This is a genomic window from Methylorubrum suomiense, from assembly GCF_022179765.1.
GTDB lineage: Bacteria > Pseudomonadota > Alphaproteobacteria > Rhizobiales > Beijerinckiaceae > Methylobacterium > Methylobacterium suomiense.
Map to the genome: position 1 here is coordinate 528,585 of NZ_BPRE01000001.1, position 26,386 is coordinate 554,970.

Here is a 26,386-nt window from a genome sequence, read left to right on the forward strand (position 1 = left end):
GCGGCTTTCGTCCGTCGGGCGCCCAGAACCCGACCTCAATCTCTCCGGCTCGGCAGGCTGTGGCCGAGGAAGAAGTCCAGCATCGCCCGCGAGGCGTCCGGTCCGTTCGGGTCGGTGTAGCTGCCCGTTGCGCTGCCACCGGCCCAGGCATGGCCCGCCCCCTGGATCGACCAGGACTCGACCTGCACCCGGCCGGCCTCGTCGGCGTAGCGGGTGCGCAGGTAGGAATGGCCCGCGCTGCTGCCGCGCTCGGACCGGGGCGTCAGCCCGGCGACACCCGCCTGGGCCAGCACGGCCTCGGCATTGCGCGGGCTGACCGTGCCGTCACCCTCGCCGTGGAAGACGATGGTGGGCACGCGCAGCGACTGCGCGACCGAGCCGGCGCCGAAACCCGAAGCCCCTCCGGGTGCCTCGGAGCCCGGCGCGCCGACCCGCATGGCCGAGAGCGCCGAGGGCAGATCCCGGGCGCAGCCCGCCGCGAGGCCCGAATGGACGCCGACCGCGGCGAACAGGTCCGGATAGGCCCGGGCGATGTTGGCCGCCGCCGCACCGCCCGCCGAGAGCCCGGCGATGTAGATCCGGCTGCGGTCGATCGGATGCTCGGTGGCGATGGCGCGGGCGAGCCCGGCGATGATGCCCGTCTCACCCATCTCCCGGCCCTGGTCGGCGGGCTCGAACCAGTTCCAGCAGCGCTGGGCATTGGCCCGGCCCGACTGGCGCGGATAGGCCACGTAGATGCCCTCCTCCTCGGCCAGCAGGTTCATGCGGGTGCCGGCCGCGAAATCGTCGGGCGACTGGGTGCAGCCGTGCAGCATCACGACGAGCGGCCGGGGGCCCGGCCGCGGGCTCGGGACGAACAGCTTGTAATCCCGCGCCCCCGCCGCGTTGGAGAAGCTGCGCGCGACGAACTGTCCGCCGTCGGACGACCGGTCAACGGACGGATCTCCCTCGCGCGGCATTCCGCGGCCCTCGCCGCCGGCGAGGCCGTTCAGGGCCGGAGCCAGCGTGCGCAGGCTGCGCATCATCTGGTCGATGCCGTCGCGCAGCCGCTCCGGCAGAACGGCGGCCTGGGCGTCGGAATAACCCTGCGAACGGGGGTCCGCCGCCCCGGCCAAACCTTCGAGCCGGGCAGCGATCTCGTTCCTCGCAGTGCCGCCCGCACCCGGCAGCCCGGCGGCACCGAGGCTGCGCTGGATCAAGGCGGCGGCCTCGGCGAGCCGTCCGGCCCGGGTCAGCCGGGTCGCTTCGGCCATATCGGACATCAGGGTCGAGGAATGATCGGTCATGGGGTCTCGCTTTCCGGGTCGGCGACGGGCGCGCGCACGCGCCCGGGTCACGAGGGGGTTGAGGGATCAGCGCAGGCGGTCGGCGAGCGCCCGTTTGACGGCCGGGCTCGCCTGGAGGCTGCCCAGCACTTCGAGGGAGGCGATGGTGGCGCGGGCAAGGTCGGGGGAGACGTCGGCGGCGATCACCGCGAGGCCGAGCACCCGGATGTCGAGGGTGGTGCCCGATGACCGAGCAGCCTCCAGTTCCGCCCGTCCGTAATGCCGCATCCCCAGCTCGACCGCCTTGCGGGCGACCGACTGGCGCGTGATGTCGGCGTGATGGGCGATCTGATTGCGCACCGCAGTGCGAATGAAGTCGCTGCGGTTGGCGTAGGCGCCCTCGGACACGAGCAGATCGACGTGGCCGAGATCGACATAGCCGAGATTGACCGTGATCTTCTCGCTGTCGGCCGCCCGCGTTCCGATCCGGATCGGGGTCTCGTGCCCCATGTCCTCGAGCGCTTCCATCGTCCCGTCCATCCCGCCGCCATCCACAGGGATGGTATGGGGTTGAATATGCTGCGCCGCAAGATGAAACGTTTTGCAATGCAGCAATGCGGGCGTGTGACGGTCAAGCCGTCTCGGGGTCGCCGAGGTATTCGCGCCAGACCGCATTGGTTCCCAGACCCGCGACGAAGGCGGCATGGCGCTCGCGCTCGGCGTCGCCAAGGCGGCTGCGGATCGGTCGCGGTCCGACCGGGCCCGACTCGACGGCCGCGAGGGCGGACGCGGTCTCCACCGGCTCGGCGACGCTGAGGCCGAGACTCGTCTGCTTGCCGCCGAGCAGCTCGACATAGACCTCCGCGAGGATCTGCGCGTCGAGCAGCGCCCCGTGCTTGACCCGGCGCGTGGTGTCGACGCCGTAGCGATTGCACAGCGCATCGAGATTGTTGGCCGCGCCCGGATGCTTGCGGCGAGCCAAGAGCAGCGTGTCGACCACGTCCTCCAGCACGATCTGCGGCGGAGCGGCGGGACCGAGACGCCCGAACTCCATGTTGAGGAAGCCGACATCGAAGGGTGCGTTGTGGATCACCAGCCGCGCATCGCCGCAGAACGCCACGAAGGCATCGACGATGTCCGCGAAGACCGGCTTGCCGGCGAGCATCGCGTCCGAGATGCCGTGAACCGCGAAGGCCCCCTCGGAGACCGCCCGCTGCGGGTTGACGAGTTGGTGAAAGGTCTGGCCGGTCTGGACGTGGTTGATCAGCTCGACGCAGCCGATCTCGATGAGCCGATCACCGCCCTTGGCGTCGGTGCCGGTGGTCTCGGTGTCGAGGACGATCTCGCGCAGCATGGTGTTCGCACTCGGCCGGAGGGATGCGGATCGAGAGGTTCTAACCCGGAATGGTTACTCGTCCGGACAGGCCTCGCCGATGTGTGCGGAGAGAGCCTGCACCACCTCGGCCATGAGGGGCCGTGCCCTGATATCCGCCTGAATGCAGGCCCGCTCCAAGTCTCGCAGCTCGGCGAGGGTCGCGGGATCGCTCGTGCAACAATCGAGCAACTCGCCCAGAAGCAGGCCCCAGGCGCGGGTCTCGATCCTTTGCCAAGCCGCGCCCGCGGGGCCGGGCGGCAACAGGGAGGCGGCACCGAAATCGCTCAGCACCGCCGTGCCCGCCGTCCCATCCCAGATCGTGTTGTGGGCGTAGAGATCGCCGTGCAGCAGGCCGCGGGCGTGGAGATGGGCCGCCCCCCGCGCGACCGAGAGGGTGATCCGCAGCGCCGCGGCCAGCGGCAGGCGCAGGGCCGGATCGTAGACGTCGCGGCTGCAGCTCTCGAGGCTCGGCGGACCGGCGAGCACCCGCCAATCCGCCGGCAGCAGCGGCATCAGCAGGCCCTGCGCGCCGTCCGGATGATCGACGATCTGCCCGAGCGCTCCGGTCAGGTTCGGATGCTGGCCCGCGGCGAGGCAGGCGGCCATCTCGCGCTCGGGCAGCCCGTCGCTGGTCATGGCCCCCTTGAACAGCTTCACCGCGACGGGCCGAGCGGGTTCCCCCTCCTCCGCCCGCCAGGTCGCCGCCACGATCCGGCCGGAGGCGCCCTCGCCGAGCAGGGCTCCGGGATCCAGCCGCGACCAGGGCACGTCGGGGACCCGGGCCTGCACCGTCCCGCCCTCGGCCGGGTTGCCGGCCCAGGCGATCCAGGCGAGCCGCGGCAGATGCGCGAGCCATGCCGGCAGCGTCGCGAAGGCATTGGCGGACAGCCGCAGCAATTCGAGGTTTGGCGCGCCCTCGAGCGTGGCCGGCAGCGCGTCGAGCGCGTTGCCGGCCAGCATCAGCTTCTGCAGTTGCGGCCGCGCGCCGAGCGCGTCGGGCAGATGGGTGATCCGGTTGTCGGTCAGGGTGAGCCAGCGCAGCCGCATCGGCAGGGCCTCGCCCGGCACCTCCCGCAGCCCGGTGCCACGGAAGCCGATCTGGGCCAGTTCGGGGCAGTCGCCGAGGACGGGCGGCAACCGATCGAAGCGGTTGCCCGAGCAGAACAGCACCTTCAGCCGACGCAATCGCCCGAACCCGTCGGGGAGAGCCGTCAGCCCGCAGCCGCTGAGATCGAGCCGTTCGAGCGTCTCGGCGAGGCCGAACACCTCGTCGGGAAAGGCATCGAGCGGCCCCGTCAGCCGCAGCGCGCGGGTGCCGGCGAGATCGCCCCGGCGGAGGGCCAGGAGGGTCGGGTCGATCGGTGCATTCGCGCTCATCGATTCGAGGCCGGGTCGGCACCGCCCAAACGCGCGATCAGCGCCTCGACCTCGGCCTCGGCCGCCGCGAAGCCGCGGCTCGTGTCGATCACGTGATCGGCCCGTTGCCGCTTCTCGGCATCGGGCATCTGCTTGGCGAGGATCGCGTCGAGGGCGCCTTCCGTCATGCCGGGGCGGGCCAGCACCCGGGCGCGCTGCACCTCGGGCGGCGCCGTGACGACGAGGACCGCGTCGCAGCGCGCTTGGCCCCCCGTCTCGAACAGGAGCGGGATGTCGAGGACGACGAGGCGTTCCGCCGCGTGGCGGTCGAGGAAGGCGCGGGCCTGCGCGCCCACGAGGGGATGGACGATCTGCTCCAGCCGCCGCAGCTTGTCCGGGTCGCCGAGCACGGCCTCGCGCAGGGCCGGGCGATCGACACCGCCCTCCGCCGTCAGCGTTCCGGGAAAGGCCGCGCCGATCGCCCCCGCGGCCGCGCCGCCCGGCCCGTAGAGGGCGTGGACCGCCGCATCCGAATCGTGGACCGGCACACCGCGGGCGGTGAACATCGCGGCGGTGGCCGACTTGCCCATGCCGATCGAGCCGGTGAGGCCGAGAACGAACGGCAAGCGCGGCGTCTTGCGCGGTGTCTGCGAGCCGCCGCTCATTTCCCGACGAGGTCCGCGACGATCATCTCGCGCAGGGCCGGGGTGACCTCGGGGCGCACGCCGAACCATGCGGCAAAGCCCGGCACCGCCTGATGCAGCAGCATGCCGAGCCCATCGACCGCGGCGAGGCCGCGGGCGCGGGCGGCGGCCAGCAGCGGCGTCTCAAGGGGCACGTAGACGATATCGGCCACCGCGGCCCGAGCCGGCAGGGCGGCGAGATCGAGATCGAGCGGTGGATGCCCGACCATGCCGAGCGACGTGGCGTTGATGAGAAGCCCCGTTTCTGGGAGCGCCTCGGGCAGGGCGTCCCAGGGCAGCGCCTGCGCCTTCTCCGGATCGAGGGCGGCGAGGGACCGGGCGTTGTCCGGACTGCGGTTGGCGATCTGGACGCGCATCCCCCGCCCGAGCAGCCCGGCGACGATGCCGCGCGCCGCGCCACCGGCCCCGAGCACCACCGCGCGATGCCCGGCCCGCTCTGGCCAGTCCACGCCGAGGCTGTGGTCGAGATGGGCGATGAAGCCGAGGCCGTCGGTGTTGTCGCCGACGACCCGGTCGCCCTCGACGACGAGCGTGTTCACCGCCCCGACCCGCTCGGCCCGCTCGGTCAGGGAATCGACGAGGCGGAACGCCGTCTCCTTGTGCGGGATCGTGACGTTGCCGCCGGCGAAGCCGGATCGGGGCAGGGAGCGGATGAAGGCCTCGAGTGCCTCCGGAGGAACGTCGATGCGCTCGTAAGTGCCGTCGATGCCGTGCTCGGCGAGCCAGTGGCCGTGGATCATCGGCGAGCGGGAATGGGCGATGGGATGCCCGATGACGAAGGCTTTCCGGGTCATGCGGTGCAATCCTGGGCCAGGGTGCAGGCGGTGCGACCCTCCAGCTCGATCTGGAGGGTGGTGTGGTGGATGCCGAAGCGCGCGCGCAAGGCCTCCGCCGTCTCCTTCAGGAAACGGCCCTCGGGAATGTCGGCCACGACGAGATGGGCGGTGAGCGCCACCTCGGTGGTGCTCATCGACCAGATATGGAGATCGTGCAGGCCGACCACGCCCGGACGGCCGGCGAGGCAGGCCCGCACCGCCTGGGGATCGATGCGCGGGGGTACGGCGGCGAGCGCCATGCGCAGACTCTCGATCAGCAGACCCCAGGTCGTGATGATGATGAAGGCGGCGATGATCAGGCTCACCACGGGGTCGATCCAGTCGTAGCCGGTGGCGAGGATCGCCAATCCGGCCAGCACCACCCCGAGGGATACGGCAGCGTCCGCCGCCATGTGCAGATAGGCGCCGCGGATGTTGATGTCGTGCTTGCCGCCGGAGGCGAACAGCCAAGCGGTGAAGCCGTTGATGAGGATTCCGATCCCGGCCACCACCATCACGGTCGTCCCCGCCACCGGCGCCGGCGCCAGGAACCGCTGGATCGCCTCGGCGATGATGGCACCCGTCGCCACCAGCAGCGTCACCGCGTTGAACAGGGCGGCGAGGATCGAGGAGCCGCGCAGGCCGTAGGTGAAGCGGGCGGTGGCCGTTCGCTTCACGAGCACCGAGGCGAGCCACGCGGCGGCGAGCCCGAGCACGTCGGAGAGGTTGTGGCCGGCATCCGCCACCAGGGCCATGGAGTTCGACAGGAACCCGTAGGCCGCCTCGACCACCACGAAGCCGACATTCAGCGCGATGCCCAGGGCGAAGGCCCGGCCGAAATCCTTCGGGGCGTGGACGTGACCATGCGCATGGCCGTGGCCATGGTCGTGATGGTGATCGTGGGCATCATCGGGCGCGTGCGAATGCCCGTGCGCCTGATCATGCCGGGAATCTTGCCGAGACTCTTGCAAGGGACCTTGCAGGGGATCGCGCATGCCGCCGCCCGTTCTCAGAAGGCCAGCAGGCCCATTGCCCTCAATCGTGCCAGCAGCGGCAGCAGCGGCAGACCGAGGATGGTCTCGTGCGCGCCCTCGACCCGCTCGAACAGGTGGATGCCGACGCCCTCCAGCTGATAGGCGCCGACCGACGCCGTGACCGCATCGCCGGCGCATCTCAGGTAGGCGTCGATCCCCGCCTCGTCGAGGGCGCGCATCGTGAGCGATGCCGTCTCGACGAAGCCGTCCTCGGCCTCGCCGCGGATCAGGACCACGGCCGAATGCAGGGCATGGGTCCGGCCCTGGAGACGGGCGAGATGGGCCGCCGCCGCCGCGCGGTCGGCGGGTTTGTGCAGGATCGCGCCGTCGAGTTCGAGCACCTGATCGGCGCCGACCACGATCCGGCCGGGACGACGCCCGGCCACGTCCCGTGCCTTGGCGCGGGCGAGATGGAGCGCCAGGGCCGTGGGCGGGAGGCCGCCGGCTTGGCGCTCCGCCGCCCGCTCGTCGATCGCGGCCGGCACCGCCTCGACGGGCAGAGAGGCCCCCGCCAGGAGATCGCGCCGGGTGCGGCTGCCCGAGGCGAGAACCAGCGGTTCGGCGGGGCGCCAGGGGGAAGCGAGCGTCAAGGCGGGTGGTCTCCGTCAGCGAGGGTCATCGCTTGCCGCGATCGTGCCGTCATGTCCGGTCCGGGCGTCGGCGGCCCCCGGTCCATCGGGCGGATCGCCCCGCGATCGCCCGATGCCTCAGCGCAGGCGATGCGCGTCGATCCAGTCGAAGGCGAAGTCGATATCCTGCGGCTGCACCGAGAAGAACCCCTCCCCCGTCCGGGCCGAACCGAACACGTAGCCGCTGGCATGGCCGAGCGCGTGGTCGAGGGAGTTCTGCAGGAAGCCGAGTTCGGTCCCGTTGTCGCGGAACGACACGATGGTCGCACCGGGGAGGGCGAACAGCGAGCCGTGCAGCCCCGAGCCGTACTCGCCGACGAGGACGTCGGCCGAGCGGAACAGGGCGACCTGCTCCGGCACGCTCAGACCTTCGGGCCGCACGATCTCGAAACCGCGCGCCCGCGCGCCCGCCTCCAGCTCCGCCCGCTCCGTCAGGGTGCGGCGATTGTGCGTGTCGGCATTGTCCGACCGGGAGATCAGGAGCCTGCGCAAAGCGGGCCGTGCCCGGCCGCTCCGGCCGAGGCGCCAGCCCGGGCGGGATCGGGGCGTGACGCGGTCGAGCAGGAAGCGGGCGGCCTCGCGCATCAGCGGCGAGGCGCGGCCGATGAAGCGCAGGGCCGTCGGCACGAGCAGCCGGCGGCAGGCGACGCGGTCGCGCTCGCGGTCGTAGGCGACGATCCGGTCCGCGCCGATCCCCAGGAGCCCGAGCCAGGTCCGGGCGAAGGCCGGCGTGTCGGCCGGCAGCAGGTAGCGCAGCCGCGCGATGTCGTGGCCGGCCCGGTGGAGCAGGAACAGCTTGGGCAGGAAATCCACCAGCCAGTGCCCGTACATGTGATGGCCGGGGCCCGCGAGCAGCACGACCGGATCCGCCATGCTCACCGGCCGCAGGCCGGACCGGCGCGCCGCGAGCGTCCGGAAGCGGGCCTCGCTGTCGACCGGGAAGATGTTGAGCTGCCCGCAATACTGGACCGCGCCGTCGAGGAAGAGGACTCCCTCGGCGGCCACCTCGGCATCGGTCACCTCGTACAGGCTGGCGCCGAGCACCACGGTCTGCCCGAAATAGTCGCGCAGCAGCCCGGCATGGATCGCCCCGATCATCAGGTCCGGCGGCGGCATTCGTGCACGGGAGGACAGGCTGAGATCCGTGAGCCGGCCGCGTCCGGCCGCGACGGCGTCGCGCAGCTCGCCAGCGGCGAAGCCCGTCTCGTCGGGCATCGGCATCAGGTGGCGATGAATTTCAGGCGGTGCTCGCGGTAGAGGTCGAGGATCGCGGCGGCCGTCTCCTCGATGGACCGGCGGGTCACGTCGATCGTCGGCCAGCGATACTTGGCGCAGAGCCGGCGCGAGGCGGTGATCTCGTCGGCAACCGCCTCGCGATCGACGTAGGAGGAATTGTCGTCCGCCTTCAGGCTGAGCAGGCGGTTCTGCCGGATCTGGACGATGCGCTCGGGGCTGGCGATCAGGCCGACGATCAGGGCCTTGCGCACCCGGTCGAAGCTCGGCGGCAGGGGCATCGACGGCACGAGAGGGAGATTGGCGGTCTTGAGGCCGCGATTGGCGAGGTAGATCGAGGTCGGCGTCTTCGAGGTGCGGCTGACGCCGACCAGGACCACGTCCGCCTCGTCGAGGTCGTCGGGCAGGTTGCCGTCGTCGTGGGCCAGCGTGAAGTTCATCGCGTCGATGCGCTTGAAGTACTCGGCATTGAGCATGTGCTGGGCGCCGGGCCGCTCGGTCGAGGTCGCGCCGAGATAGGAGCGCAGGAGCGCGTGCACCGGCTGGAGCACGTTGAGCGTCGGCGAGCCGGTCTCGCGGCAGGCCTCCTCCAGCCGCTCGGTCAATTCGTGACCGACCAGCGTATAGAGCACGAGGCCGGGCGCCGCCTTGATCTCGGAGATCACCCGTTCGAGCTGCGGGCTCGAGCGCACCAGGGGATAGACGTGCTCGATCGCCGAGATGCCCTCGTACTGCACCGCCGCGGCACGCCCGACATTGATCAAGGTCTCGCCGGTGGAATCGGAGACGAGATGGAGGTGGAAGTAACTGCGGCTCATCGCGAGAGGATCGACTTTCGATGACGCATCCGGGGCCGCCCGAAGCGGCCCGCTTTGCGATGCTTAGAGGCGCGCGGGCCCGCAGGGAAGCCGGACCGTTCCGATGAGCCTCGGTTCTGGGCTTGCGCGAGGATGCGCCGCCTTCATCCGAACCCGGCGATCCACCCCGCCCCGTCATCTCAGGGCCGCGCACCGGAACCCCGGATCCACGACCAGGGGCGAGGCTTCGTGAAGCGGCGCATCACGGGTGGGTTCCGGGTTCGTCTGCGACGCCCCGGAATGACGGCGATGGGGCTGTCGGGATGATCGATGTCACAGAAAACGAGTGTGATTCGAATGGATTACCGAGTCCGAACCACGGGTCTGTCCCCAGCAGCCCCGGCAGGAGTCGATGGATGGGGATAAGCCGGCTTCGAACCGGGCCGACTCCCGGGCGGGCGGGAACTTGTCGACTCCGCCCTCAACACGGCGTCCGGCACGGCTTGCCGGAATCGGCCGAATGGGAGAATCCGGGACCGTCGGCCGCAGGCGGCCACACTCGGGCTCACAAGCTCCTGGCAAGCTTGGCCTATCCGGGAGATTAGAGGCAATCTGTTAAGAGCCGATTAACGCCGCGGCTGTGGGGAGGGCCTGTGGACGCGCTTGCGGCACCACGATCCAACGTCCAAGAGAAAAAACAGAGAGTCTAGAATCTCTCTTTCTTTAAGAAGGGCCGGGTTGGGGACGGCGAGGGCCGAGCCCTCTCCGGTTCGCCGACACGGTATCCGAGCGGGCGGGAGACGGCATGGCGGACGCGACGATGGACAGGCCGGTTCTGCGCGTGCTCTCCGGCGAGGCGATCTCGCCACCGCCCGCCTGGATGATGCGCCAAGCCGGACGCTACCTGCCGGAATACCGGGCGACCCGGGCCGAGGCCGGTTCCTTCCTCGATCTCTGCTACAATCCAGCTTTCGCCACCGAGGTGACGCTGCAGCCGATCCGCCGCTTCGGCTTCGAGGCGTCGATCCTGTTCTCCGACATCCTCGTGGTGCCTCACGCGCTCGGCCAGGACGTGCGCTTCGTGGAGGGCGAAGGTCCGCGCCTCGACGCCCTCGAAGGCCGGGCCCAGTTCGAGCGCCTGCGCGAGGCCGGCGATCCCGCGATCTTTTCCCACCTCGCGCCGGTTTTCGAGGCGGTGACGCGCATCCGGGGGGCCCTGCCCCACGAGACGACGCTGCTCGGCTTCTGCGGCGCCCCCTGGACAGTGGCGAGCTACATGATCGGCGGACGCGGCACGCCCGACCTCGCCCCGGCCCGCGCGCTGGCCGCCGCCGATCCGGCGCTTCTCGACGCGCTTCTCGATCGCTTGGTCACGGTCCAGACCGAGTATCTCGTCCGCCAGTTCCGCGCCGGCGTGGATGCGGTGCAGATCTTCGAGTCCCATGCCGGCGTTCTGCCCGAGTCGCCCGACGGCGATGCGCTCAAGCGCTTCTCCCTCGGCCCCATCGCCCGCATGGTCGAAGGCATCCGGGCTCAGGTTCCGCAGGCGAAGATCATCGTGTTCGCCCGCGGCTCGGGCCTCGACGGCCATGCCCGCGTTGTTCCGGAGACCGGGGCCGACGCGGTCGGCGTCGATTGGGGCGTCGATCTCGCGGCGCTCCGCGCCCGCATTCCGGCCACCACCGTCACCCAGGGCAACCTGCATCCCGAGACGCTGATCGAGGGGGGCGACAAGCTCGACGCCGCGGTCGACGCGATCCTGGAGGCGACGGCGGGCCTGCCGCACATCTTCAATCTCGGCCACGGCATCACCCCGCAGACGCCGGTCGCCCATGTCGAGCGGATGCTGGCGCGCCTGCGCGCGGGCCGCTGAGTCCGATCGACGCTGCACGGAGAGGCTGGCGGATTCCCGCCGGCCGCGTTCACCCGATCCGCGGATCGGGAGCCATGCGGGTCGAGACGAGTTTTTCCGCGTTGCGTAATCAGGAGCACACCGCCCGGTGACCGAAACCCTGTACCCCTGGATCAAGGCCTTTCACGTCGTCGCGGTGATCGCCTGGATGGCGGCGATGCTCTACCTGCCGCGCCTGTTCGTCTATCACGCCGGCCTCCCGGCGGGCTCGCGGGTGCAGTCCGAGACCTTCAAGGTGATGGAGCGGCGGCTCCTCAAGGCGATCATGACGCCGGCCCTGATCGCGACGTGGCTGCTCGGCCTCTGGCTCGCGTGGCAGAGCGGCTACTACGCCGCGCCCTGGCTGCACGCGAAGTTCGCCCTGGTGATCGCCATGAGCGGCGTACACGGCTTCCTCTCCCGCGCGGTCAAGGACTTCGCCGCCGACCGCAACACCCGCAGCCAGCGCTTCTACCGGATCATCAACGAGGTGCCGACGGTCCTGATGATCCTCATCGTCATATTGGCGATCGTGAAGCCGTGGTCGTGAGTTTTTGAACACGGCGCGCGGCCGAATCGTCCGGCCCGGCGGCACCTCCGGGCCGCTCGCGGGTTGACGGCTCAAGCGTGGCCGTTCGCCACCGGGAGACCTTTCGATGCGCGCGCCGATCCTCGCCCTGATGCTGAGTCTCGTGGCCGGCCCGGCCTTCGCCGCGAGCTTTCCCTGCGCCAAGGCCGAGACGCCGGACGAGCGCGCGGTCTGCGACACCCGCGCCCTCAACGACCTCGATGTCGAGATGGGCGTGCGCTTCGACATCCTCAAAGACCTGCTGCCGATGGGCAACCGCACCAAGATGCAGGAGGACCAGGAAACGTGGCTCGCGGATCGTCGCGCCTGCAAGGCGGACGTGGCTTGTCTGACGGCGGCCTACGAGAGCCGGCTGAAGATCCTCCGCAGCGTGCTGTCGGAATTCGCCAAGCAGGGCGGGCAGTAGTCCGGCACACCGCGTCATCCCATCCGAAGCCCCCACCCTGAGGTGCCGCGAAGCGGCCTCAGGATGAAGGGCGGGGAGACGCCGTCAGAGGCGTGCCAGCAGCCGCTCCGCCAGCGGGTTCTCCGCCTGGAACGCGTAGTCGATCCGGCGCACGGTCACCGCCCGCGCCCCGGCCTGGACCAGCGCGTCGGAGAGGTCGAACACGGCATCGGCCGGACAGCGCAGGACGATCTCGCCGTCGGCGCCGCGCGGGGCGCCGTAGGGCAGCTCGGCCTCGTGCAGGCCGGCGATGGTGGCCAGATCGATCGCACCGGATTCGGGCAGGCCGGCGCGCACCTCTCGTGTCGTGCGGGCCCGCTCCTCCGCCGCGATGCGGCCCAGCACGGTGCGGAGCGCCCCGCGGGCGGTCTCGCCCCAGGACGCCGTGAGCGAGGCCACCAGATTGGCCTCCGAGCGCAGCATCACCCCGTCGTCGAGGATCTTGAGGGCGTTGGCCGCGAGGGTCGCGCCGGTGGTGGTGATGTCGACGATGATCTCCGCCGAACCGGAAGCGGGCGCGCCTTCGGTGGCGCCCAGGCTCTCGACGATGCGGTAATCGGCGATGCCGGCCTCGGCGAAGAAGCGGCGGGTCAGGTTCACGTATTTCGTGGCGATGCGCAGCCGCTTGCCCTGGCGCAGGCGCATCTCGCTCGCGACCTCGTCGAGATCGCTCATGGCGCGCACGTCGATCCAGGCCTGGGGCACCGCCACCACGACGCTGGCATGGCCGAAGCCCAGCGGCGTCAGCAATTCCACGCGGGAGGACGGGTCGGGCAGCGTCTCGCGGATCAGGTCCTCGCCGGTGACCCCGAGATGGGCGGTGCCGCTCGCGAGCTGGCCGGCGATCTCGGAGGCCGAGAGGTAGCGCACCTCGACGCCCGGGACACCGGCCAGCGTGCCGCGATACTCGCGCCCGCCCGCCTTCTGGACGAGCTTGAGGCCTGCCCGGGAGAAGAAGGCGGTCGCGTTCTCCTGAAGCCGGCCCTTGGAGGGAACGGCCAGAACCAGGGGCTGCTCGCTCATGCCGAGGCTCCTTCCGCACACCGGGACAGCCAGAAGGCGCAGCCGACCGCCGGCAGCGGCACGGGGCTGCCGAGCTGCTGCAGCAGGCCGTCGTAGCGCCCGCCGCCGACGAGCGTCGGACCGCCGGCCTCTGCCGTCACCTCGAAGATGAAGCCGGTGTAGTAGTCGAGATTGCGTGCGAAGCCGCCGGAGAAGCGGAACCGCTCGATCGGCAGGCCGCGCGCCGCCATGAAGCCGGTGCGCTCCTCGAACAGGCTGAGCGCAGCCTCCAGCCCGGCATGCTCCAGCCCCGCCTCGCGGGCGAGGGCGCGGACAGAGGCCGCCGCGGCGTCCGGGTCGCCGCTGATGGCGCAGTAGCGCTCGATCACCGCGCGGTTGCCCGCGTTCAGACCCGCCCCGCCCTGCGCCTGCGCGGCGGCGCGCGCGAGGAAACGCTCGGCGATGGCGCCCGCGCTGCGCCCGCCGACCTGCGAGATGCCGGCGATCGACAGAACGTCCTCGACGAAGCCGCGCACGGCGCCGGCATCCTGGCCCTGGATCGCGGCGAGGAGGCCCGCATGCGGATCCTCGGTCTGGGCATTGTTGGCGACCTCGGCGAGCGGCCGGCCGGCGGCGATCGCCCGCAGGGTCCGGCGCTTGGCGACCGGCGGCACCTGGAGCGCGTCGAGGAAGGCGTGGGTGAGCCCCATATCGCCGAGCCGCACCGCGGTCTCGGTGCGCCCGAGCAGGTCGAGCCCTTCGAGGGCGAGGCCGATCACCTCGGCGTCGGCGGCGGGGGTGTCGGTGCGCCCGATCGACTCGATGCCGCCCTGCACGAATTCGTCGGGCTCCCCGGCGGCCAGCCGGAAGACCGGGCCGAGATAGCTGTAATCGGCCGTCTCCCCGGGCCTCTGCGCCTGGTGCAGGCGGCAGACCGGAATCGTGAATTCCGGCCGCAGGCAGAGCTCGGCGCCGGTCGAATCCTGGGTCACGAAGATGCGGCGGCGGATGTCCTCGCCCGAGAGTTCGAGGAAGGGTTCCACCGGCTGCAGCACCGGCGGCGAGGCCGGCACGTAGCCGCAGGCCGCGAAATGCGCTCGCAGCCGCTCGTGGCGCACGGCTTCCGCCCCGCTGGGTCCGCCTGCCTCCGGTCTCGTCATGGGTCCTCGGTCCCGCTTGGATCCGAGCCCCCATAGCAACCGCCCGCCCTGTTGGCGACCTGTGGATCAACCGGGGGACCGGCTTTTGACTGCGCAGGGATAACGGCCGGAGATCTTGGGCCGTGTCGGCTGTGTCCCGAAAGCCGGCGACCACCTTTCGGGCCGCTGCTCTACCAGGTCAGCCGCTCGATCACGGCATCGGGCCGCACCGGCTGTGCGGCGAGCCATTCGGCAATGTCGCCGAGGCTGTGGTGGTCGGCGGTGACGCCGAGTTCCTCGGCGTGGATGCCGCGGGCCACGAGGATCGAGGGGATGCCGTAGCCCGACGCTCCGGCGATGTCGGTGCGGATCGCATCGCCCACCGCGACGGTGCGGGCGATCTCGGGCGGGTGCGTTCCGTCGAGCTCGCCCGCCATGGCGAGCGCCGTCTCGTAGACCGGGCGGTACGGCTTGCCGGCATAGACCACCGCGCCGCCGATCGCCTCGTAGGCCTGGGCGATCAGGCCGGCGCAGGGGATGAGTTTTTTGTCGCGCTCGACCACGAGATCGGGATTGGCGCAGATCATCGGCACGTCGCGGGCCCGGAACTCCGCCAGGGTCTCGCGGTAATCCTCGGCGGTCTCGGTGTCGTCGTCGAACAGGCCGGTGCAGACGACGCGTTGCGCCTCGTGGCCGGGGACCAGCGTCAGGTCGAGCCCGTCGAAGATCGGCGCGTCGCGCTCCGGCCCCAGATGGTGCACCCGCTCGCCGGGATGCTCGGCGATCAGCCGCCGGGTCAGGTCGCCGGAGGTGAGGATCGCGTCGTAGGCCTCCCGCGGCACGCCGTAGCCGTCGAGAATTGTCTGCACGCCCGGCCAGGGACGCGGCGCGTTCGAGACGAGGATCACCCGCCGCGCCCGCGGCCCCGGCAAGGCTCGGAACCGGATCAACGCCTCGCCCGCCGAGACATGGGCGCGGCGCCCGTCATGCAGCACGCCCCAGACATCGCAGAGGATCAGGTCGTAGCGCTCGGCCACCGCCTCGAAGTGGCGAAGCGTCGGGACGGGGGGCTGGGTCATGGGAGGGCGATCCGGTCAACGGGACGATTGCGGGCTCTATACCGGTCTTCGTGCCGCGCTGAAGGCCGCTGCAACGCATCTCTCCCACGTCGTCGCGGCGAAAGCCTGAATTCTCACCCCAGAAACCGTCCGACCAGCAGCCGCGCCAGTTCGCGCGGCGCGTCGGGCGTCAGCACCGCGAGCTTGCCCGAGGTCGAGAGCGAGGCGAGTCCGTGCAGGGCCGCCCACAGGGCCGCCACCGCCCGGCGCCGCTCCGCCGGCTCGGCGATCAGCGGCGCCAGCACCGCATCGACGCGGCCGACCGGCCGCGCCAGCGCCGCCGCGTACCAGTCCGGGAACGGCTGATCGGGTGCGGCGAGATGCTCGAACAGCAGGCTCCAGACCCGCGGATCGGCGGCCACGAACACGAGATAGGCATCGGCCAGGGCCAGGGCGTTGTCCCGCGGGGGCCGGCGGGGATCGATGACGGCTTCCAATGCCCCGTGCAGGCGTTCCAGCGTGCGGGCATTGACCCGCAGCACCACCTGATCAAGGTCGCCGACGGCGTTGTAGATCGAGTTCGGCGCGTAGCCGATGGTGCTTGCCAGCCGCCGCATCCCGAGCGCGCGGAAGCCCTCGTGCCGCACGAGACTCTCGGCGGCGCTCGCCACGAGCGCGACGAAGCCGTCCCGGTCGTGCTCGCCCCGCGGCCCGCTGCTGCGGACGGCCCTTTTGCGAGGGGGCGGTGCCGGTTGATCCTGCATGGCGGTTCGGGCAGCTCATCGGCTCGGGCCCGTCCCACCCTCACCCCTCATCCTGAGGTGCCCGCGTCAGCGGGCCTCGAAGGAGGGCTCCCGAAGTCTCAGCGATTCCTGGAGGGCTCCTTCGAGGCTGCTTCGCAGCACTTCAGGATGAGGGTGTGGGTGGGAAAAGCCGAAAAACGTGCGGGCTCGCACGCCCGGCGGCGATAGATTGCACGTCGTGCAAAATCAACCTTGCGGGAGAACCGTACCCAGATAATTTGAACATCGTGCAAAGGCTCGATTTGACGCCCCGCCCGTCGGCGGGCAGTCATGCCGGAAGCCGGGAGACCACGATGTTCCGCACGCTGATGACGACGCGGCGTTTCGCGCCGCTGTTCTGGTGCCAGTTCTTCTCCGCGTTCAACGACAACTTCCTCAAGAACGCGCTCGCGTTGCTGATCCTGTTCCAGGTCAATGCCGAGAGCGGGGAGAAGGGCAGCGTGCTGGTGACGCTGGCGAGCGCCGTGTTCGTCGGCCCGTTCTTCATCCTGTCGGGCCTCGGCGGCCAGCTCGCCGACCGCTACGACAAGGCGCTGCTGGCCCGCCGCCTGAAATTCGTGGAGATCTTCGCCGCCCTGCTCTCGGTGCTGGGCTTCTGGCTGCATTCGGTGCCGTTGCTGTTCGGCGCGCTCGGCCTGTTCGGCATCATCGCGGCCCTGTTCGGGCCGATCAAGTACGGCATCCTGCCCGACCACCTGCGGCGCGAGGAACTGACCGCGGGCAACGCGCTGGTCGAGGCCGCGACCTTCCTCGCCATCCTGCTGGGCACCATCACGGCGGGGCTCGCCATGGCCATGGGCGGCCACGCGCTGGGGCTCGGCGCCGGGCTGCTCGGCATGGCGGTCCTGTGCTGGCTCGCCGCCCGGGCGATCCCGAAGACCGGAGAGGGCGCGCCCGACCTGCGGGTCGATCCGAACATCGCCCGCTCCACCGCCGACCTCCTCAAGGATCTGTGGTCCGACACGCGGCTGTGGCGCGGCTCGGTGATCGTGAGCTGGTTCTGGCTGGTCGGCGTCGTCGTGCTCTCGCTGCTGCCGACGCTGGTCCGGCAGACACTCAACGGCACCGAGATCGTCGCGACCACCCTGCTCGCCATCTTCTCCGTCGGCATTGCGGTCGGTTCGGGCCTCGCCTCCTGGCTCGCCAGCGGGCGCATCGTGCTCCTGCCCACGCCCGTCGGCGCGGTGCTGATGGGCCTGTTCGGGCTCGATCTCGCCTGGGCGGTCTCGCACGTGCCCCCGCCCGGGGCCGAGCCCATCGGCGCCCTCGACTTCATCACGAGTGGCTCGGGCCTGCGCATCGCCCTCGACTTCGCCGGGCTCGCCGTGGCGGGCGGCCTCTATGTCGTGCCCTCCTTCGCCGCGGTGCAGGCCTGGACCGAGAAGGCCAAGCGCGCCCGCGTCATCGGCGCGGTCAACGTGCTCACCGCCGCCTTCATGGTCGGCGGCACGCTGGGGCTCGCCATCCTCCAGGCCGCGGGCCTCTCGATGGCGCAGCTCCTCGTGCTGGTGGCGGTGCTGAACCTCATCGCCGGCGCCGTCATTCTCAAGACCCTGCCGACGAACCCGCTGCGCGACGCGCTCTCGATCCTGTTCCGCGCGATCTACCGCCTGGAGGTGAAGGGGCTGGAGAATGTCGAGAAGGCGGGGCCGAACGCGATCGTGGCGTTGAACCACGTCTCCTTCCTCGACGCGCCGCTGGCGCTGTCGCTGCTCGATCATGATCCGGTCTTCGCCATCGATCACGGCATCGCGCAGCGCTGGTGGGTGAAGCCGTTCCTCAGCGTCGCCAAGGCGATGCCCCTCGATCCGACCCGGCCGCTCGCGACGCGCACCCTCATCAACGCGGTCAAATCCGGCGAGACGCTGATCATCTTCCCCGAGGGCCGGCTCACCGTCACCGGCAGTCTGATGAAGGTCTATGACGGGGCGGGGCTGATCGCCGACAAGTCCGGCGCCATGGTGGTGCCGGTGAAGATCGACGGGCCGGAGCGCACGGTCTTCTCGCGGTTGAAGCGCGATCAGGTGCGCCGGGCGTGGTGGCCCAAGATCACCGTGACGATCATGCCGCCGGTGCGGCTCACGGTCGATCCGGCCCTCAAGGGCAAGAACCGCCGCCGCGCCGCGGGGGCTGCCCTCTACGACATCATGTCGGATCTCGTCTTCGAGACCGCCGACATCGAGCGCGGCGTCTTCGCCGCCCTCATCGAGGCCGGCGAGCGCCACGGCTGGCGTCGCACCGCCCTGGAGGACCCGGTCACCGGCACGATGCGCTATTCGCGCCTCGTGATGGGCGCCAACATCCTCGGCCGAAAGCTGCAGGCGCTCCTGCCGGACGCGAAGAAGCCGGTCGGGCTGATGCTGCCCAACGCCAACGGCGCGGCGGTGACCTTCTTCGCGCTCGCCAGCGCGGGCCGCGTGCCGGCGATGATCAACTTCTCCGCCGGGCCGGCGGCCGTCCTCTCGGCCTGCAAGGCGGCGCAGGTCGACACGATCCTGACCTCCCGCGCCTTCATCGAGAAGGGCCGGCTCGGCGCGCTCATCGACGGGATCAAGGATTCCGTGCGCCTGATCTACTTGGAGGACGTGCGGGCGAGCGTCGGCACCGGCGACAAGATCCGGGGCTTCCTGAGCCCCCGCCGCCCGCTCGTCGAGCGCCGGGGCGCGGATCCGGCCGCGATCCTGTTCACTTCTGGCTCGGAGGGCACGCCGAAGGGCGTGGTGCTGGCCCATCGCGCCATGCTCGCCAACACCGCCCAGGTCGCCGCGCGGATCGATTTCGGGCCGCGCGACAAGGTGTTCAACGTGCTGCCCGTCTTCCACGCCTTCGGTCTGACGGCGGGCCTCGTGCTGCCGCTGGTCTCCGGCGTGCCGGTCTACCTCTATCCCTCGCCCCTGCACTACCGGATCGTGCCCGAACTCATCTACGGCTCGAACGCCACCGTCCTGTTCGGCACCGACACCTTCCTCACCGGCTATGCCAGGATGGCCCATTCCTACGATCTGCGCTCCCTGCGCTACGTCGTGGCCGGTGCCGAGCCGGTGAAGCAGACGACCCGCAAGACCTGGGCGGAGAAGTTCGGCCTGCGCATCCTGGAGGGCTACGGCGTCACCGAATGCGGGCCGGTGCTCGCCCTCAACACGCCGATGTTCAACCGCTTCGGCACGGTCGGCCGGCTCCTGCCGGGCATCGAATCGCGGCTGGAGCCGGTGCCGGGCATCGACGAGGGCGGGCGCCTCTCCGTGCGCGGCCCCAACATCATGCTGGGCTATCTGCGCGCCGAGAAACCCGGCCAGCTCGAACCGCCGCCGGAGGGGTGGCACGACACCGGCGACATCGTCCGGCTCGACGCCGACGGCTTCATCACCATCCAGGGCCGGGCCAAGCGCTTCGCCAAGATCGCGGGGGAGATGGTCTCGCTGGCCGGCGTCGAGGCCCTGGCGGCCGAACTCTGGCCCGACGCCCCGAGCGCGGTCGCGGCGGTGGCCGATGCCCGCAAGGGCGAGCGCCTGATCCTGTTCACCGAAGCGAAGGGCGCCACCCGCGCGGCCTACCAGACCTTCGCCAAGGGCCGCGGCGCCTCCGACCTCGCCATCCCCGCCGAGGTGGCGGTGCTGGAGACGCTGCCGATGCTGGGCACCGGCAAGGTCGATCAGGTGGGCGTGACGAAGCTGGCGAAGGAGCGAGCGGCGACGGCGGAGGCGGCGTGAGGATGCATGGGTGAACGTGATACCGTTCTCCCATCCTGCGACGCGGCTTCGGGCCGGCGTCTCAGGGTCTGCTTGACTTGTGTCTCCAAGAAAAATCGATCTCGGATTGGTGCGTCTCCCATCCTCGTCCTCATCCTGAGGTGCTCCGCGAAGCGGAGCCTCGAAGGAGGGCTCCAGGAGGTGCTGCGATCCCTGGAGCCCTCCTTCGAGGCTGCTTCGCAGCACCTCAGGATGAGGGGGGTTGAAGAGATCGATCTCTCAAAGAGCTTCTGACCGTGGTCCAGAAGCACGGCCTGCAGGTTCTCGCCTGAGGGCCACGCGGTCTCATGGCTCGTGACGGAACGGCGGAAGGGTCGAAGCCGAACTTAAACCATTCTTGCCCCTATCCTGCGCTTCATTCCTTGCTGTTCCGGTCGTTCGCGATGCCTCTTTCCCGCCGCCGCTTCCTCGCCACGTCGCTCGGCCTCGCGGTCGCGGGGCCTGCCGCCGCGCAGAGCTACGGCCAGTTCTTCAAGGTCGAGAACGACGAGGGCCGTCCGGTCGCGAACATGCGGCTGCCGGGCGAGATCACCGGCCAGATCCAGGAACTGCGCGGCGTCACCTATCTCGGGCCCCGCGAGGCCGAGGTCACGCTCTACGAGTTCTTCGACTACAACTGCCCCTGGTGCCGCAAGGCGGCGGCCGATCTCACCGCGCTCTCGGGCAGCGACGCGGCCTTGCGCATCGGCCTCGTCCATAACCCGATCCTGTCGCCGATGTCGGCCCAGGCCGCGAAGGTCTCGCTCGCGGTGCAGCGCAAGCTCGGCTCGGCGGCCGCCTTCGCCTTCTACGGACAATTGCTGGCCACCAGGGGGCAGATCGACGGTCTCAAGGCCCTCGAGACCGCGGCCAAGACCGGTGTGCCCCGGGCCGAGCTCGAACAGATCGCCGACAGCGAGGAGGTGCGCCAAGCCCTGCGCGCCCACATGAACGTGGCGGCCAATCTCGGGCTGACCGCAACCCCGTCCTACGTGCTGGGCAATACCGGAGTGCTGGGCCATCCGGGCGTCAAATCGCTCGCCCGGATGATCGCGGCGGTGCGGCGCTGCGATCAGATCGCCTGCGGCTAGCGACTTTGCTTCCAAGAAACGGTCGCCGGGGCGAATGCGCATGCCAACCTGACCGTCCAAGCATCTTGGCCGTACTTGGATTGTACGGTCAAAGACATTTGCAAAATCAAAGAGATCGCTACGACAATCTCTTTTTTTGCCCCATAATTCGCTAAACGGGCCCATGCCCGCGCGCCACCACCTCCAGCATGTCATCGACAATGCGATCGATTTCGCGGTGATCGTCATCGATCTCGACGGCATCGTGACGGACTGGAACGGGGGTGCGGAGCGCATCTTCGGCTGGCCGCATCAGGAGATCGTGGGCGCATCGATCGAGCGCATCTTCACGGACGAGGACAGGGCCGAGGGCCGTCACCGCGAGGAGATGCGCCTCGCGCTCGCCGAGGGTCGCGCTGGCGACGAGCGCTGGCATCGGCGCAAGGCGGGCAGCCGGTTCTGGGCATCGGGCGAGATGACGCTCCTACGCGGCGCGGACGGCGCTCCCGAAGGCTTTGCCAAGATCGTCCGCGACCAGACCCGCCAGCGTGATGCGTTCGAGCGCCTGCGCCGGAGCCAGGACCGGTTCCGGGCGCTCGTGGAGACCATGGAGACGGCCTTCGCCATCGTCGAGGTGAAGTTCGACGCCGAGGATCGTCCGGTCGATTACCGTTTCCTTGAGGCCAATCCGGCCTTCGAGCGGCAGGCCGGGGTCAATCTGCGCGGAAAATGGGTCACGGAATTCGCGCCGGACCTGGAGCGGTTCTGGTTCGAGACCTACGGCCGCGTCGCCTGGACCGGTGAGCCGGCCAATTTCGAGAATTACGCGAACACGTTCGAGCGCTGGTTCGACGTGCGGGCGATCCGGGTGGGCGATCCCGCCGAGCGGCAGATCGCGATCTTCTTCAACGACGTGACCGCCCGCAAATGTGCCGAGGAGCGCCTGCACCGGCTTAACGAAACCCTCGAACAACAGATTCAGGAGCGCACGCTCGAACTGAACACCCTGTGGGACACATCGCCCGACCTTCTTCTCGTTCTCGATTTCAAGGGCGTCTTCCGGCGGGTCAATCCGGCCTGGACCAAGATGCTCGGCTATCGGCCGGACGAACTCGTCGGTCGTCACGTCAACGAATTCGTCGTCGCCGCCGACCATGCCGAAACCGTCGAGGCCACCATCCTGGCGGCGGAGGGGGGCCAGCCGCGGATCGTCAACCGCTACCGCCACAAGGACGGCTCCCTACGCTGGATCTCCTGGGTGGCGGCGCCTGCGGGTGAGGTCACCTACGCGATCGGCCGCGACATCACCGCCGAGCGGGCGCAGACCGAGGTGTTGGCGCAGACCGAGGCGGCGCTGCGGCAATCGCAGAAGATGGAGGCGGTCGGCCAGCTCACCGGCGGCCTCGCCCACGACTTCAACAATCTCCTCGCCGGCATCTCCGGCTCGCTCGAGCTGATGCAGGCGCGGATGAGCCAGGGCCGGCTCCACGACATGGACCGCTACATGAGCGTGGCGCAGGGGGCGGCCAAGCGCGCCGCCGCGCTGACCCACCGCCTGCTCGCCTTCTCCCGCCGCCAGACGCTCACGCCGAAGCCCACCAACGTGAACGGCCTCATCGCCGGCATGGAGGATCTGATCCGCCGAACCATCGGCCCGGAGATCGCGCTCGAAATGGTCGGAGCCGCGGGGCTGTGGCCGGCGCTGATCGACCCGGGACAGCTCGAGAACGCGTTGCTGAACCTCTGCATCAACGCTCGCGACGCCATGCCGGAGGGTGGGCGCATCACCATCGAGACCGCCAACAAGTGGCTGGATCGACCCGCGGCGGTTGCTCACGACATTCCGGAGGGCCAGTACCTGTCGCTGTGCGTGACCGATACCGGCACCGGCATGAGCCCGGCGGTGGTCGCCCGGGTGTTCGAGCCGTTCTTCACGACGAAGCCCATCGGTCAGGGCACGGGCCTCGGCCTCTCGATGATCCATGGCTTTGCCAAGCAGTCCGGCGGGCAGGTGCGGATCTATTCCGAGCTCGGCCAGGGCACGACGGTCTGCCTCTACATGCCGCGCCATGACGGCGAGGCCGACACCGACGAGACGGCGCCGACGCTCGGCGAGACGGCGCGGGCCCGGCAGGGCGAGACGGTGCTGATCGTCGACGACGAGCCGTCGGTGCGGATGCTGGTGACGGAGGTTCTGGAGGATCTCGGCTACACCGCCATCGAGGCCGCCGACAGCGTGGCGGGATTGAAGCTGCTTCAATCGGACATGCGGATCGACCTGCTCGTCACCGATGTGGGCCTCCCCGGCGGCATGAACGGCCGCCAGATGGCCGATGCCGGGCGCCAGCGGCGGGCGGACCTCAAGGTGCTGTTCATCACGGGCTACGCCGAGAACAGCGTGATCGGCAACGGCCATCTCGAGCCCGGCATGGCGGTGCTGACGAAGCCGTTCGCGATGGAGGCGCTCGCCTCGCGGATCAAGGAGCTGACCGCTTCACGGTGAGGAAATCGTGAGGAGGGGAAGTGGTGGGTTTCCGCAGACCCGCCGCCCTACCCTTCCGCGTCCTGCAGGGCCCGGTATTCCCGCCCGTGGCGGCAATAGCCCTCGACGATATGCGCCATCATCGCCCGCTTCTTCGGATCGAGGGCGCCGAGGATGCGCGCGGGGCGTCCGCCCCAGAGATGGCCGCCTTCGAGCAGCTGGCCCGGATCCGTGGTCGAGCCGCCAGCGAGCATCACGTCGTCGGCCACCACCGTGCCCGGCGCCAGCACCGAGCCGATGCCGATGAGCGACCGGGCGCCGATCCGGCAGTCATTCATGCGGACATTGTGGCCGATGGTGGTGTCGCGGCCGATCACCACGCCCTCGCCGCGGGTGCGGATCACCGTGTTGTCCTGGATGTTGGTGTCGGCGCCGACCACGATCGGGCCGACCTCCGCGGCGAGCTCGCAGGAGAACAGCACCGTGGCGCCCGCGCCCAGGGCGATGCGGCCCGACAGCCGGGCCGTGCGGGCCACGAACACGCTCTCCTCCACCTCCGGCGGAACCGGATCCGGGCCGGTGGCGCTCTCGTCGGCGGCCTCGCGCAGCCGCTCGGCCCGCTCGGCGATCTCCGCGAGCGTCACCGGGCGCAGGCGCTTGGCCGGGTTGCCGCCATAGGCGAAGCCCCCTTCCAGGGTGGAGCGCGGGAAGATGGTGGCGCCGGCCTCGATCAGCACGCCGTCGCCGACCGTCGCGCCGTCGAGGATGATCGCGTCGTCCTCGATCACCACGTCCGAACCGACGGTGCAGGCATGCACCACGGCGTTGCGACCGACCGTGACCCGGTCGCCGATATGGGTCGGCAGCGATTCGGTGGCGATGTGGACGGTCGAGCGGGCCCCGAGCCAGAAGCGCTCCCCCGCGGTGATGACTTGGCCATCGCTGCGGATCACGCTGTCGTCGCCGAGCCAGGCCTGGGCTCCGAGGGAGGCGGTGCCGATCACCGTGCTGCCGCGCCCGCACCACACGGGCCGCGAGGCGAAAACGGGGAGGACGCCGTCGTAGGGCAGGATCAGGTCGGGCGTCACGGGCGGCTCGTCTGCTGGCAAGGCCGGCGCGCCGTGGCGCGTTGGCATCGATGAGCCATATAGGCGCACGGGGCGTTGGGGTAGGTCGAGACCCGCGCCGAGGCCTTCAGCCCTCTGCCGGCGTCCGGCACGGCCCTTCAAGTCGAGTGCGATGAATCCGGTCAGCATCCAGTCCGAGCCCTTCGACACCGCCGCCGAGATCGCCCGCGTCGAAGCGGATCTGATGGGGCGCGCCGGTGCGGTCGTGACCTTCTCGGGGCTCTGCCGCGACGAGGGCGGGCGCCTCGCCGCCCTGGAACTGGAGCATTATCCGGGCATGGCGGAGGCGGAGATCGGCCGCGTGGTCGAGGAAGCGCGCGCCCGCTGGCCGGTCCAGGCCGTGCGGGTGATCCACCGCCACGGCCTCGTGCGCCCGGGCGAGGGCATCGTGCTAGTGGTCACCGCCTCGCCCCACCGCAAGGCGGCCTTCGGGGCGGCCGATTTCCTGATGGACTATCTCAAGACCCGCGCCCCGTTCTGGAAGCGCGAGCACCTCGCCGACGGCACCACCGGCGGCTGGGTCGAGGCGACGGCCGCCGACGAGGCCGCCGCCGAATCCTGGGCCTGAACGCGGGCACGATTCGGCCCCAATCCCCGACACGTCTCCCCGACACTTCGCGCAAGAGATGACATCCCCGATGAGCGAACCCTCCTCCATCGGGCCGCGCCGGCTCGCGGCCGCCGGCATCGCCGTCGTCGCCTTCGCGGCCGGGCTCTGGCTGGCCTGGACCGCCGCGGCGACATTGCTCCTCATCTTCTCCGGCATTCTCCTCGCCGTCTTCCTCGACGGACTGACCCGGGCGCTGGGCCATATCCTGCCGCTGCCGCGGGCCCTACGGCTGACCCTCGTCGTGCTGGCGCTGACCGGCCTCTCCCTCGGCCTCGTCGCCTTCGGCGGCGCCACGGTGACGAGCCAGGCGCGCGACCTCGGCACCACCGTGCGCCAGCAATCCGAGACGGTGCGGACTTGGCTCAAGGATCACGGCATCGAGCTCGATTTCTCGCAGCAGGGCGGCGGCGAGGCGGGCAACGCGGCGCCCAAAGCCGATCCCAAGCCGGACGAGGACGGCAAGGACGACAACGGCCGCAAGCAGGGCGGCCTTGCGGGCCTCGCCTCGGGTGCCCTGAAGAGCCCCGGCTCTCTTCTCTCGGATGCCGGCAGCGTGCTCGGGCCGGCGGCGACCGTCGTGCTCGGATTGTTCAACGCCCTCGGCAACGTCCTCGTCATCGCCTTCCTGGGCATCGCCATCGCGGCCGATCCGGGCAGTTACCGGAACGGGGCCCTGCGCCTCGTGCCGGTGCGCCACCGCGACAAGGGCGCCCGCGTCCTCGACGGGTCGGGCGAGACCCTGCGGCACTGGCTGTTCGGCCAGCTTCTGACCATGGCGGCGATCTTCGCCCTCACCTGGGCCGGGCTCTCCTTCCTCGGCATCGGCGGCGCGCTGATCCTCGGCTTGCAGGCGGGCCTGCTGGCCTTCGTGCCGACCATCGGCCCGATGATCGCGGGTGCCATCATCGTGCTGAGCAGCCTCGCCTCCGGCTTCAATGCGGCGCTCGGGGCGGCGGGCGTCTATCTCGCGGTGCAGGCGGCGGAGAGCTACGGCCTCACACCCTTCATCCAGCGCCGCGCCCTCGACCTGCCGGCGGCCACGATCTTCGCCGGCCAGCTCCTGCTCGGCGTGCTGTTCGGGCTGTGGGGCGTGGCGCTGGCGCTGCCCCTCGTCGCGGTGATCAAGGTGCTGCTGGAGGAACTCTACATCGAGGACGCGCCCGGCGAGGGCTAGAACCGCATGCGGGCTCGGTGATCGGGGTCCGCAAGGCGGACCTCCTGCGGTCGCGAGAGG

General features: G+C 70.4%; 23 protein-coding genes. 8 read left to right on the forward strand and 15 right to left on the reverse strand.

Annotation, left to right across the window (positions count from 1 at the left end):
• Window positions 1–35: 35 nt before the first annotated feature.
• The 10 genes from MFF26_RS02525 to MFF26_RS02570 all read right to left on the reverse strand — a co-directional run bounded on the left by MFF26_RS02525 (window position 36) and on the right by MFF26_RS02570 (window position 9,229).
• On the reverse strand, window positions 36–1,286 hold the full coding sequence (locus MFF26_RS02525) for an extracellular catalytic domain type 1 short-chain-length polyhydroxyalkanoate depolymerase (RefSeq protein WP_137828962.1): 1,251 nt from the start codon (window positions 1,284–1,286) through the stop codon (window positions 36–38).
• 66 nt (window positions 1,287–1,352) lie between these two features.
• Entirely contained in the window at window positions 1,353–1,793 is a 441-nt protein-coding gene (locus MFF26_RS02530; protein WP_137828961.1) for a ribbon-helix-helix domain-containing protein, read from the reverse strand.
• 103 nt (window positions 1,794–1,896) lie between these two features.
• Window positions 1,897–2,619 carry a DNA polymerase III subunit epsilon gene (gene dnaQ / locus MFF26_RS02535; protein WP_137828960.1) on the reverse strand — a complete coding sequence of 241 codons (723 nt, stop codon included), beginning with the start codon at window positions 2,617–2,619 and terminating at the stop codon, window positions 1,897–1,899.
• Window positions 2,620–2,673: 54 nt separating this feature from the next.
• Window positions 2,674–4,017, reverse strand: coding sequence for a leucine-rich repeat-containing protein kinase family protein (locus tag MFF26_RS02540; RefSeq protein ID WP_137828959.1), 1,344 nt, complete (start codon window positions 4,015–4,017; stop codon window positions 2,674–2,676).
• The gene (gene coaE / locus MFF26_RS02545) at window positions 4,014–4,661 is read right to left on the reverse strand and encodes a dephospho-CoA kinase (RefSeq protein ID WP_137828958.1); all 648 of its coding nucleotides are present in this window, start codon (window positions 4,659–4,661) and stop codon (window positions 4,014–4,016) included. Before coaE ends, MFF26_RS02540 begins: the two co-directional genes overlap by 4 nt.
• Window positions 4,658–5,494, reverse strand: a complete 837-nt coding sequence (locus MFF26_RS02550; protein ID WP_137828957.1) for a shikimate dehydrogenase — start codon at window positions 5,492–5,494, stop codon at window positions 4,658–4,660. The genes coaE and MFF26_RS02550 overlap by 4 nt, the downstream gene beginning before the upstream one ends.
• Window positions 5,491–6,486 carry a cation diffusion facilitator family transporter gene (locus MFF26_RS02555; RefSeq protein ID WP_238307430.1) on the reverse strand — a complete coding sequence of 332 codons (996 nt, stop codon included), beginning with the start codon at window positions 6,484–6,486 and terminating at the stop codon, window positions 5,491–5,493. The genes MFF26_RS02550 and MFF26_RS02555 overlap by 4 nt, the downstream gene beginning before the upstream one ends.
• A 38-nt stretch (window positions 6,487–6,524) precedes the next feature.
• A complete protein-coding gene (locus tag MFF26_RS02560) occupies window positions 6,525–7,139 on the reverse strand; it encodes a Maf family protein (RefSeq protein ID WP_137828955.1) in 615 nt (204 codons plus the stop codon).
• Window positions 7,140–7,256: 117 nt separating this feature from the next.
• The gene (locus tag MFF26_RS02565; RefSeq protein WP_137828954.1) at window positions 7,257–8,393 is read right to left on the reverse strand and encodes a glycosyltransferase family 61 protein; all 1,137 of its coding nucleotides are present in this window, start codon (window positions 8,391–8,393) and stop codon (window positions 7,257–7,259) included.
• A 5-nt stretch (window positions 8,394–8,398) separates the two neighbouring features.
• Window positions 8,399–9,229 carry a pyruvate, water dikinase regulatory protein gene (locus MFF26_RS02570; protein ID WP_137828953.1) on the reverse strand — a complete coding sequence of 277 codons (831 nt, stop codon included), beginning with the start codon at window positions 9,227–9,229 and terminating at the stop codon, window positions 8,399–8,401.
• A 784-nt stretch (window positions 9,230–10,013) separates the two neighbouring features.
• On the opposite strand from MFF26_RS02570, the gene hemE reads away from it, so the two are divergent.
• The 3 genes from hemE to MFF26_RS02585 all read left to right on the forward strand — a co-directional run bounded on the left by hemE (window position 10,014) and on the right by MFF26_RS02585 (window position 12,094).
• Window positions 10,014–11,081 carry a uroporphyrinogen decarboxylase gene (gene hemE / locus MFF26_RS02575; protein WP_137828952.1) on the forward strand — a complete coding sequence of 356 codons (1,068 nt, stop codon included), beginning with the start codon at window positions 10,014–10,016 and terminating at the stop codon, window positions 11,079–11,081.
• A 127-nt stretch (window positions 11,082–11,208) separates the two neighbouring features.
• Complete coding sequence (gene hemJ / locus MFF26_RS02580) at window positions 11,209–11,649, forward strand: protoporphyrinogen oxidase HemJ (RefSeq protein WP_137828951.1); 441 nt, start codon at window positions 11,209–11,211, stop codon at window positions 11,647–11,649.
• A 106-nt stretch (window positions 11,650–11,755) separates the two neighbouring features.
• Window positions 11,756–12,094 (forward strand): lysozyme inhibitor LprI family protein, encoded by a 339-nt coding sequence (locus MFF26_RS02585; RefSeq protein WP_137828950.1) that lies wholly within the window; start codon window positions 11,756–11,758, stop codon window positions 12,092–12,094.
• 84 nt (window positions 12,095–12,178) lie between these two features.
• Here the strand turns inward: MFF26_RS02585 and hisG are convergent, their stop codons facing one another.
• From hisG to MFF26_RS02605, 4 genes are all read right to left on the reverse strand, one after another.
• Entirely contained in the window at window positions 12,179–13,156 is a 978-nt protein-coding gene (gene hisG, locus MFF26_RS02590) for an ATP phosphoribosyltransferase (RefSeq protein ID WP_137828949.1), read from the reverse strand.
• Window positions 13,153–14,295, reverse strand: coding sequence for an ATP phosphoribosyltransferase regulatory subunit (locus tag MFF26_RS02595; protein WP_137828948.1), 1,143 nt, complete (start codon window positions 14,293–14,295; stop codon window positions 13,153–13,155). The genes hisG and MFF26_RS02595 overlap by 4 nt, the downstream gene beginning before the upstream one ends.
• Before the next feature lie 170 nt (window positions 14,296–14,465).
• On the reverse strand, window positions 14,466–15,353 hold the full coding sequence (locus MFF26_RS02600; RefSeq protein WP_137828947.1) for a TIGR01459 family HAD-type hydrolase: 888 nt from the start codon (window positions 15,351–15,353) through the stop codon (window positions 14,466–14,468).
• A gap of 113 nt (window positions 15,354–15,466) precedes the next feature.
• Window positions 15,467–16,096: a TetR/AcrR family transcriptional regulator gene (locus tag MFF26_RS02605; RefSeq protein WP_171015448.1), complete on the reverse strand. Its 630-nt coding sequence runs from the start codon at window positions 16,094–16,096 to the stop codon at window positions 15,467–15,469.
• A 332-nt stretch (window positions 16,097–16,428) separates the two neighbouring features.
• Between MFF26_RS02605 and MFF26_RS02610 the strand changes: the two genes are divergently transcribed.
• The 3 genes from MFF26_RS02610 (at window position 16,429) to MFF26_RS02620 (ending at window position 23,436) form a co-directional block, all read left to right on the forward strand.
• The gene (locus MFF26_RS02610) at window positions 16,429–19,845 is read left to right on the forward strand and encodes an acyl-[ACP]--phospholipid O-acyltransferase (protein ID WP_137828946.1); all 3,417 of its coding nucleotides are present in this window, start codon (window positions 16,429–16,431) and stop codon (window positions 19,843–19,845) included.
• Window positions 19,846–20,267: 422 nt separating this feature from the next.
• Window positions 20,268–20,954: a DsbA family protein gene (locus MFF26_RS02615; RefSeq protein WP_137828945.1), complete on the forward strand. Its 687-nt coding sequence runs from the start codon at window positions 20,268–20,270 to the stop codon at window positions 20,952–20,954.
• A gap of 163 nt (window positions 20,955–21,117) precedes the next feature.
• Window positions 21,118–23,436, forward strand: coding sequence for a hybrid sensor histidine kinase/response regulator (locus MFF26_RS02620; protein WP_137828944.1), 2,319 nt, complete (start codon window positions 21,118–21,120; stop codon window positions 23,434–23,436).
• Window positions 23,437–23,483: 47 nt separating this feature from the next.
• On the opposite strand, the gene MFF26_RS02625 is transcribed toward MFF26_RS02620, so the two are convergent.
• The gene (locus MFF26_RS02625; protein ID WP_137828943.1) at window positions 23,484–24,503 is read right to left on the reverse strand and encodes a gamma carbonic anhydrase family protein; all 1,020 of its coding nucleotides are present in this window, start codon (window positions 24,501–24,503) and stop codon (window positions 23,484–23,486) included.
• 151 nt (window positions 24,504–24,654) lie between these two features.
• On the opposite strand from MFF26_RS02625, the gene MFF26_RS02630 reads away from it, so the two are divergent.
• Window positions 24,655–25,110: a molybdenum cofactor biosynthesis protein MoaE gene (locus tag MFF26_RS02630; RefSeq protein ID WP_137828942.1), complete on the forward strand. Its 456-nt coding sequence runs from the start codon at window positions 24,655–24,657 to the stop codon at window positions 25,108–25,110.
• 58 nt (window positions 25,111–25,168) lie between these two features.
• Window positions 25,169–26,326 (forward strand): AI-2E family transporter, encoded by a 1,158-nt coding sequence (locus MFF26_RS02635; RefSeq protein WP_137828941.1) that lies wholly within the window; start codon window positions 25,169–25,171, stop codon window positions 26,324–26,326.
• Window positions 26,327–26,386: the final 60 nt, after the last annotated feature.

Coding starts and splice junctions, on each gene's coding strand:
- MFF26_RS02530 (WP_137828961.1), bottom strand. CDS start 1,793: ATGGAAGCGCTCGAGGACATGGGGCACGAGACCCCGATCCGGATCGGA.
- MFF26_RS02635 (WP_137828941.1), top strand. CDS start 25,169: ATGACATCCCCGATGAGCGAACCCTCCTCCATCGGGCCGCGCCGGCTC.
- MFF26_RS02610 (WP_137828946.1), top strand. CDS start 16,429: ATGTTCCGCACGCTGATGACGACGCGGCGTTTCGCGCCGCTGTTCTGG.
- MFF26_RS02540 (WP_137828959.1), bottom strand. CDS start 4,017: ATGAGCGCGAATGCACCGATCGACCCGACCCTCCTGGCCCTCCGCCGG.
- MFF26_RS02550 (WP_137828957.1), bottom strand. CDS start 5,494: ATGACCCGGAAAGCCTTCGTCATCGGGCATCCCATCGCCCATTCCCGC.
- MFF26_RS02605 (WP_171015448.1), bottom strand. CDS start 16,096: ATGCAGGATCAACCGGCACCGCCCCCTCGCAAAAGGGCCGTCCGCAGC.
- MFF26_RS02620 (WP_137828944.1), top strand. CDS start 21,118: ATGCCCGCGCGCCACCACCTCCAGCATGTCATCGACAATGCGATCGAT.
- MFF26_RS02525 (WP_137828962.1), bottom strand. CDS start 1,286: ATGACCGATCATTCCTCGACCCTGATGTCCGATATGGCCGAAGCGACC.
- hisG (WP_137828949.1), bottom strand. CDS start 13,156: ATGAGCGAGCAGCCCCTGGTTCTGGCCGTTCCCTCCAAGGGCCGGCTT.
- MFF26_RS02615 (WP_137828945.1), top strand. CDS start 20,268: ATGCCTCTTTCCCGCCGCCGCTTCCTCGCCACGTCGCTCGGCCTCGCG.
- MFF26_RS02565 (WP_137828954.1), bottom strand. CDS start 8,393: ATGCCCGACGAGACGGGCTTCGCCGCTGGCGAGCTGCGCGACGCCGTC.
- MFF26_RS02585 (WP_137828950.1), top strand. CDS start 11,756: ATGCGCGCGCCGATCCTCGCCCTGATGCTGAGTCTCGTGGCCGGCCCG.
- MFF26_RS02630 (WP_137828942.1), top strand. CDS start 24,655: ATGAATCCGGTCAGCATCCAGTCCGAGCCCTTCGACACCGCCGCCGAG.
- MFF26_RS02595 (WP_137828948.1), bottom strand. CDS start 14,295: ATGACGAGACCGGAGGCAGGCGGACCCAGCGGGGCGGAAGCCGTGCGC.
- coaE (WP_137828958.1), bottom strand. CDS start 4,661: ATGAGCGGCGGCTCGCAGACACCGCGCAAGACGCCGCGCTTGCCGTTC.
- dnaQ (WP_137828960.1), bottom strand. CDS start 2,619: ATGCTGCGCGAGATCGTCCTCGACACCGAGACCACCGGCACCGACGCC.
- MFF26_RS02600 (WP_137828947.1), bottom strand. CDS start 15,353: ATGACCCAGCCCCCCGTCCCGACGCTTCGCCACTTCGAGGCGGTGGCC.
- MFF26_RS02570 (WP_137828953.1), bottom strand. CDS start 9,229: ATGAGCCGCAGTTACTTCCACCTCCATCTCGTCTCCGATTCCACCGGC.
- hemE (WP_137828952.1), top strand. CDS start 10,014: ATGGCGGACGCGACGATGGACAGGCCGGTTCTGCGCGTGCTCTCCGGC.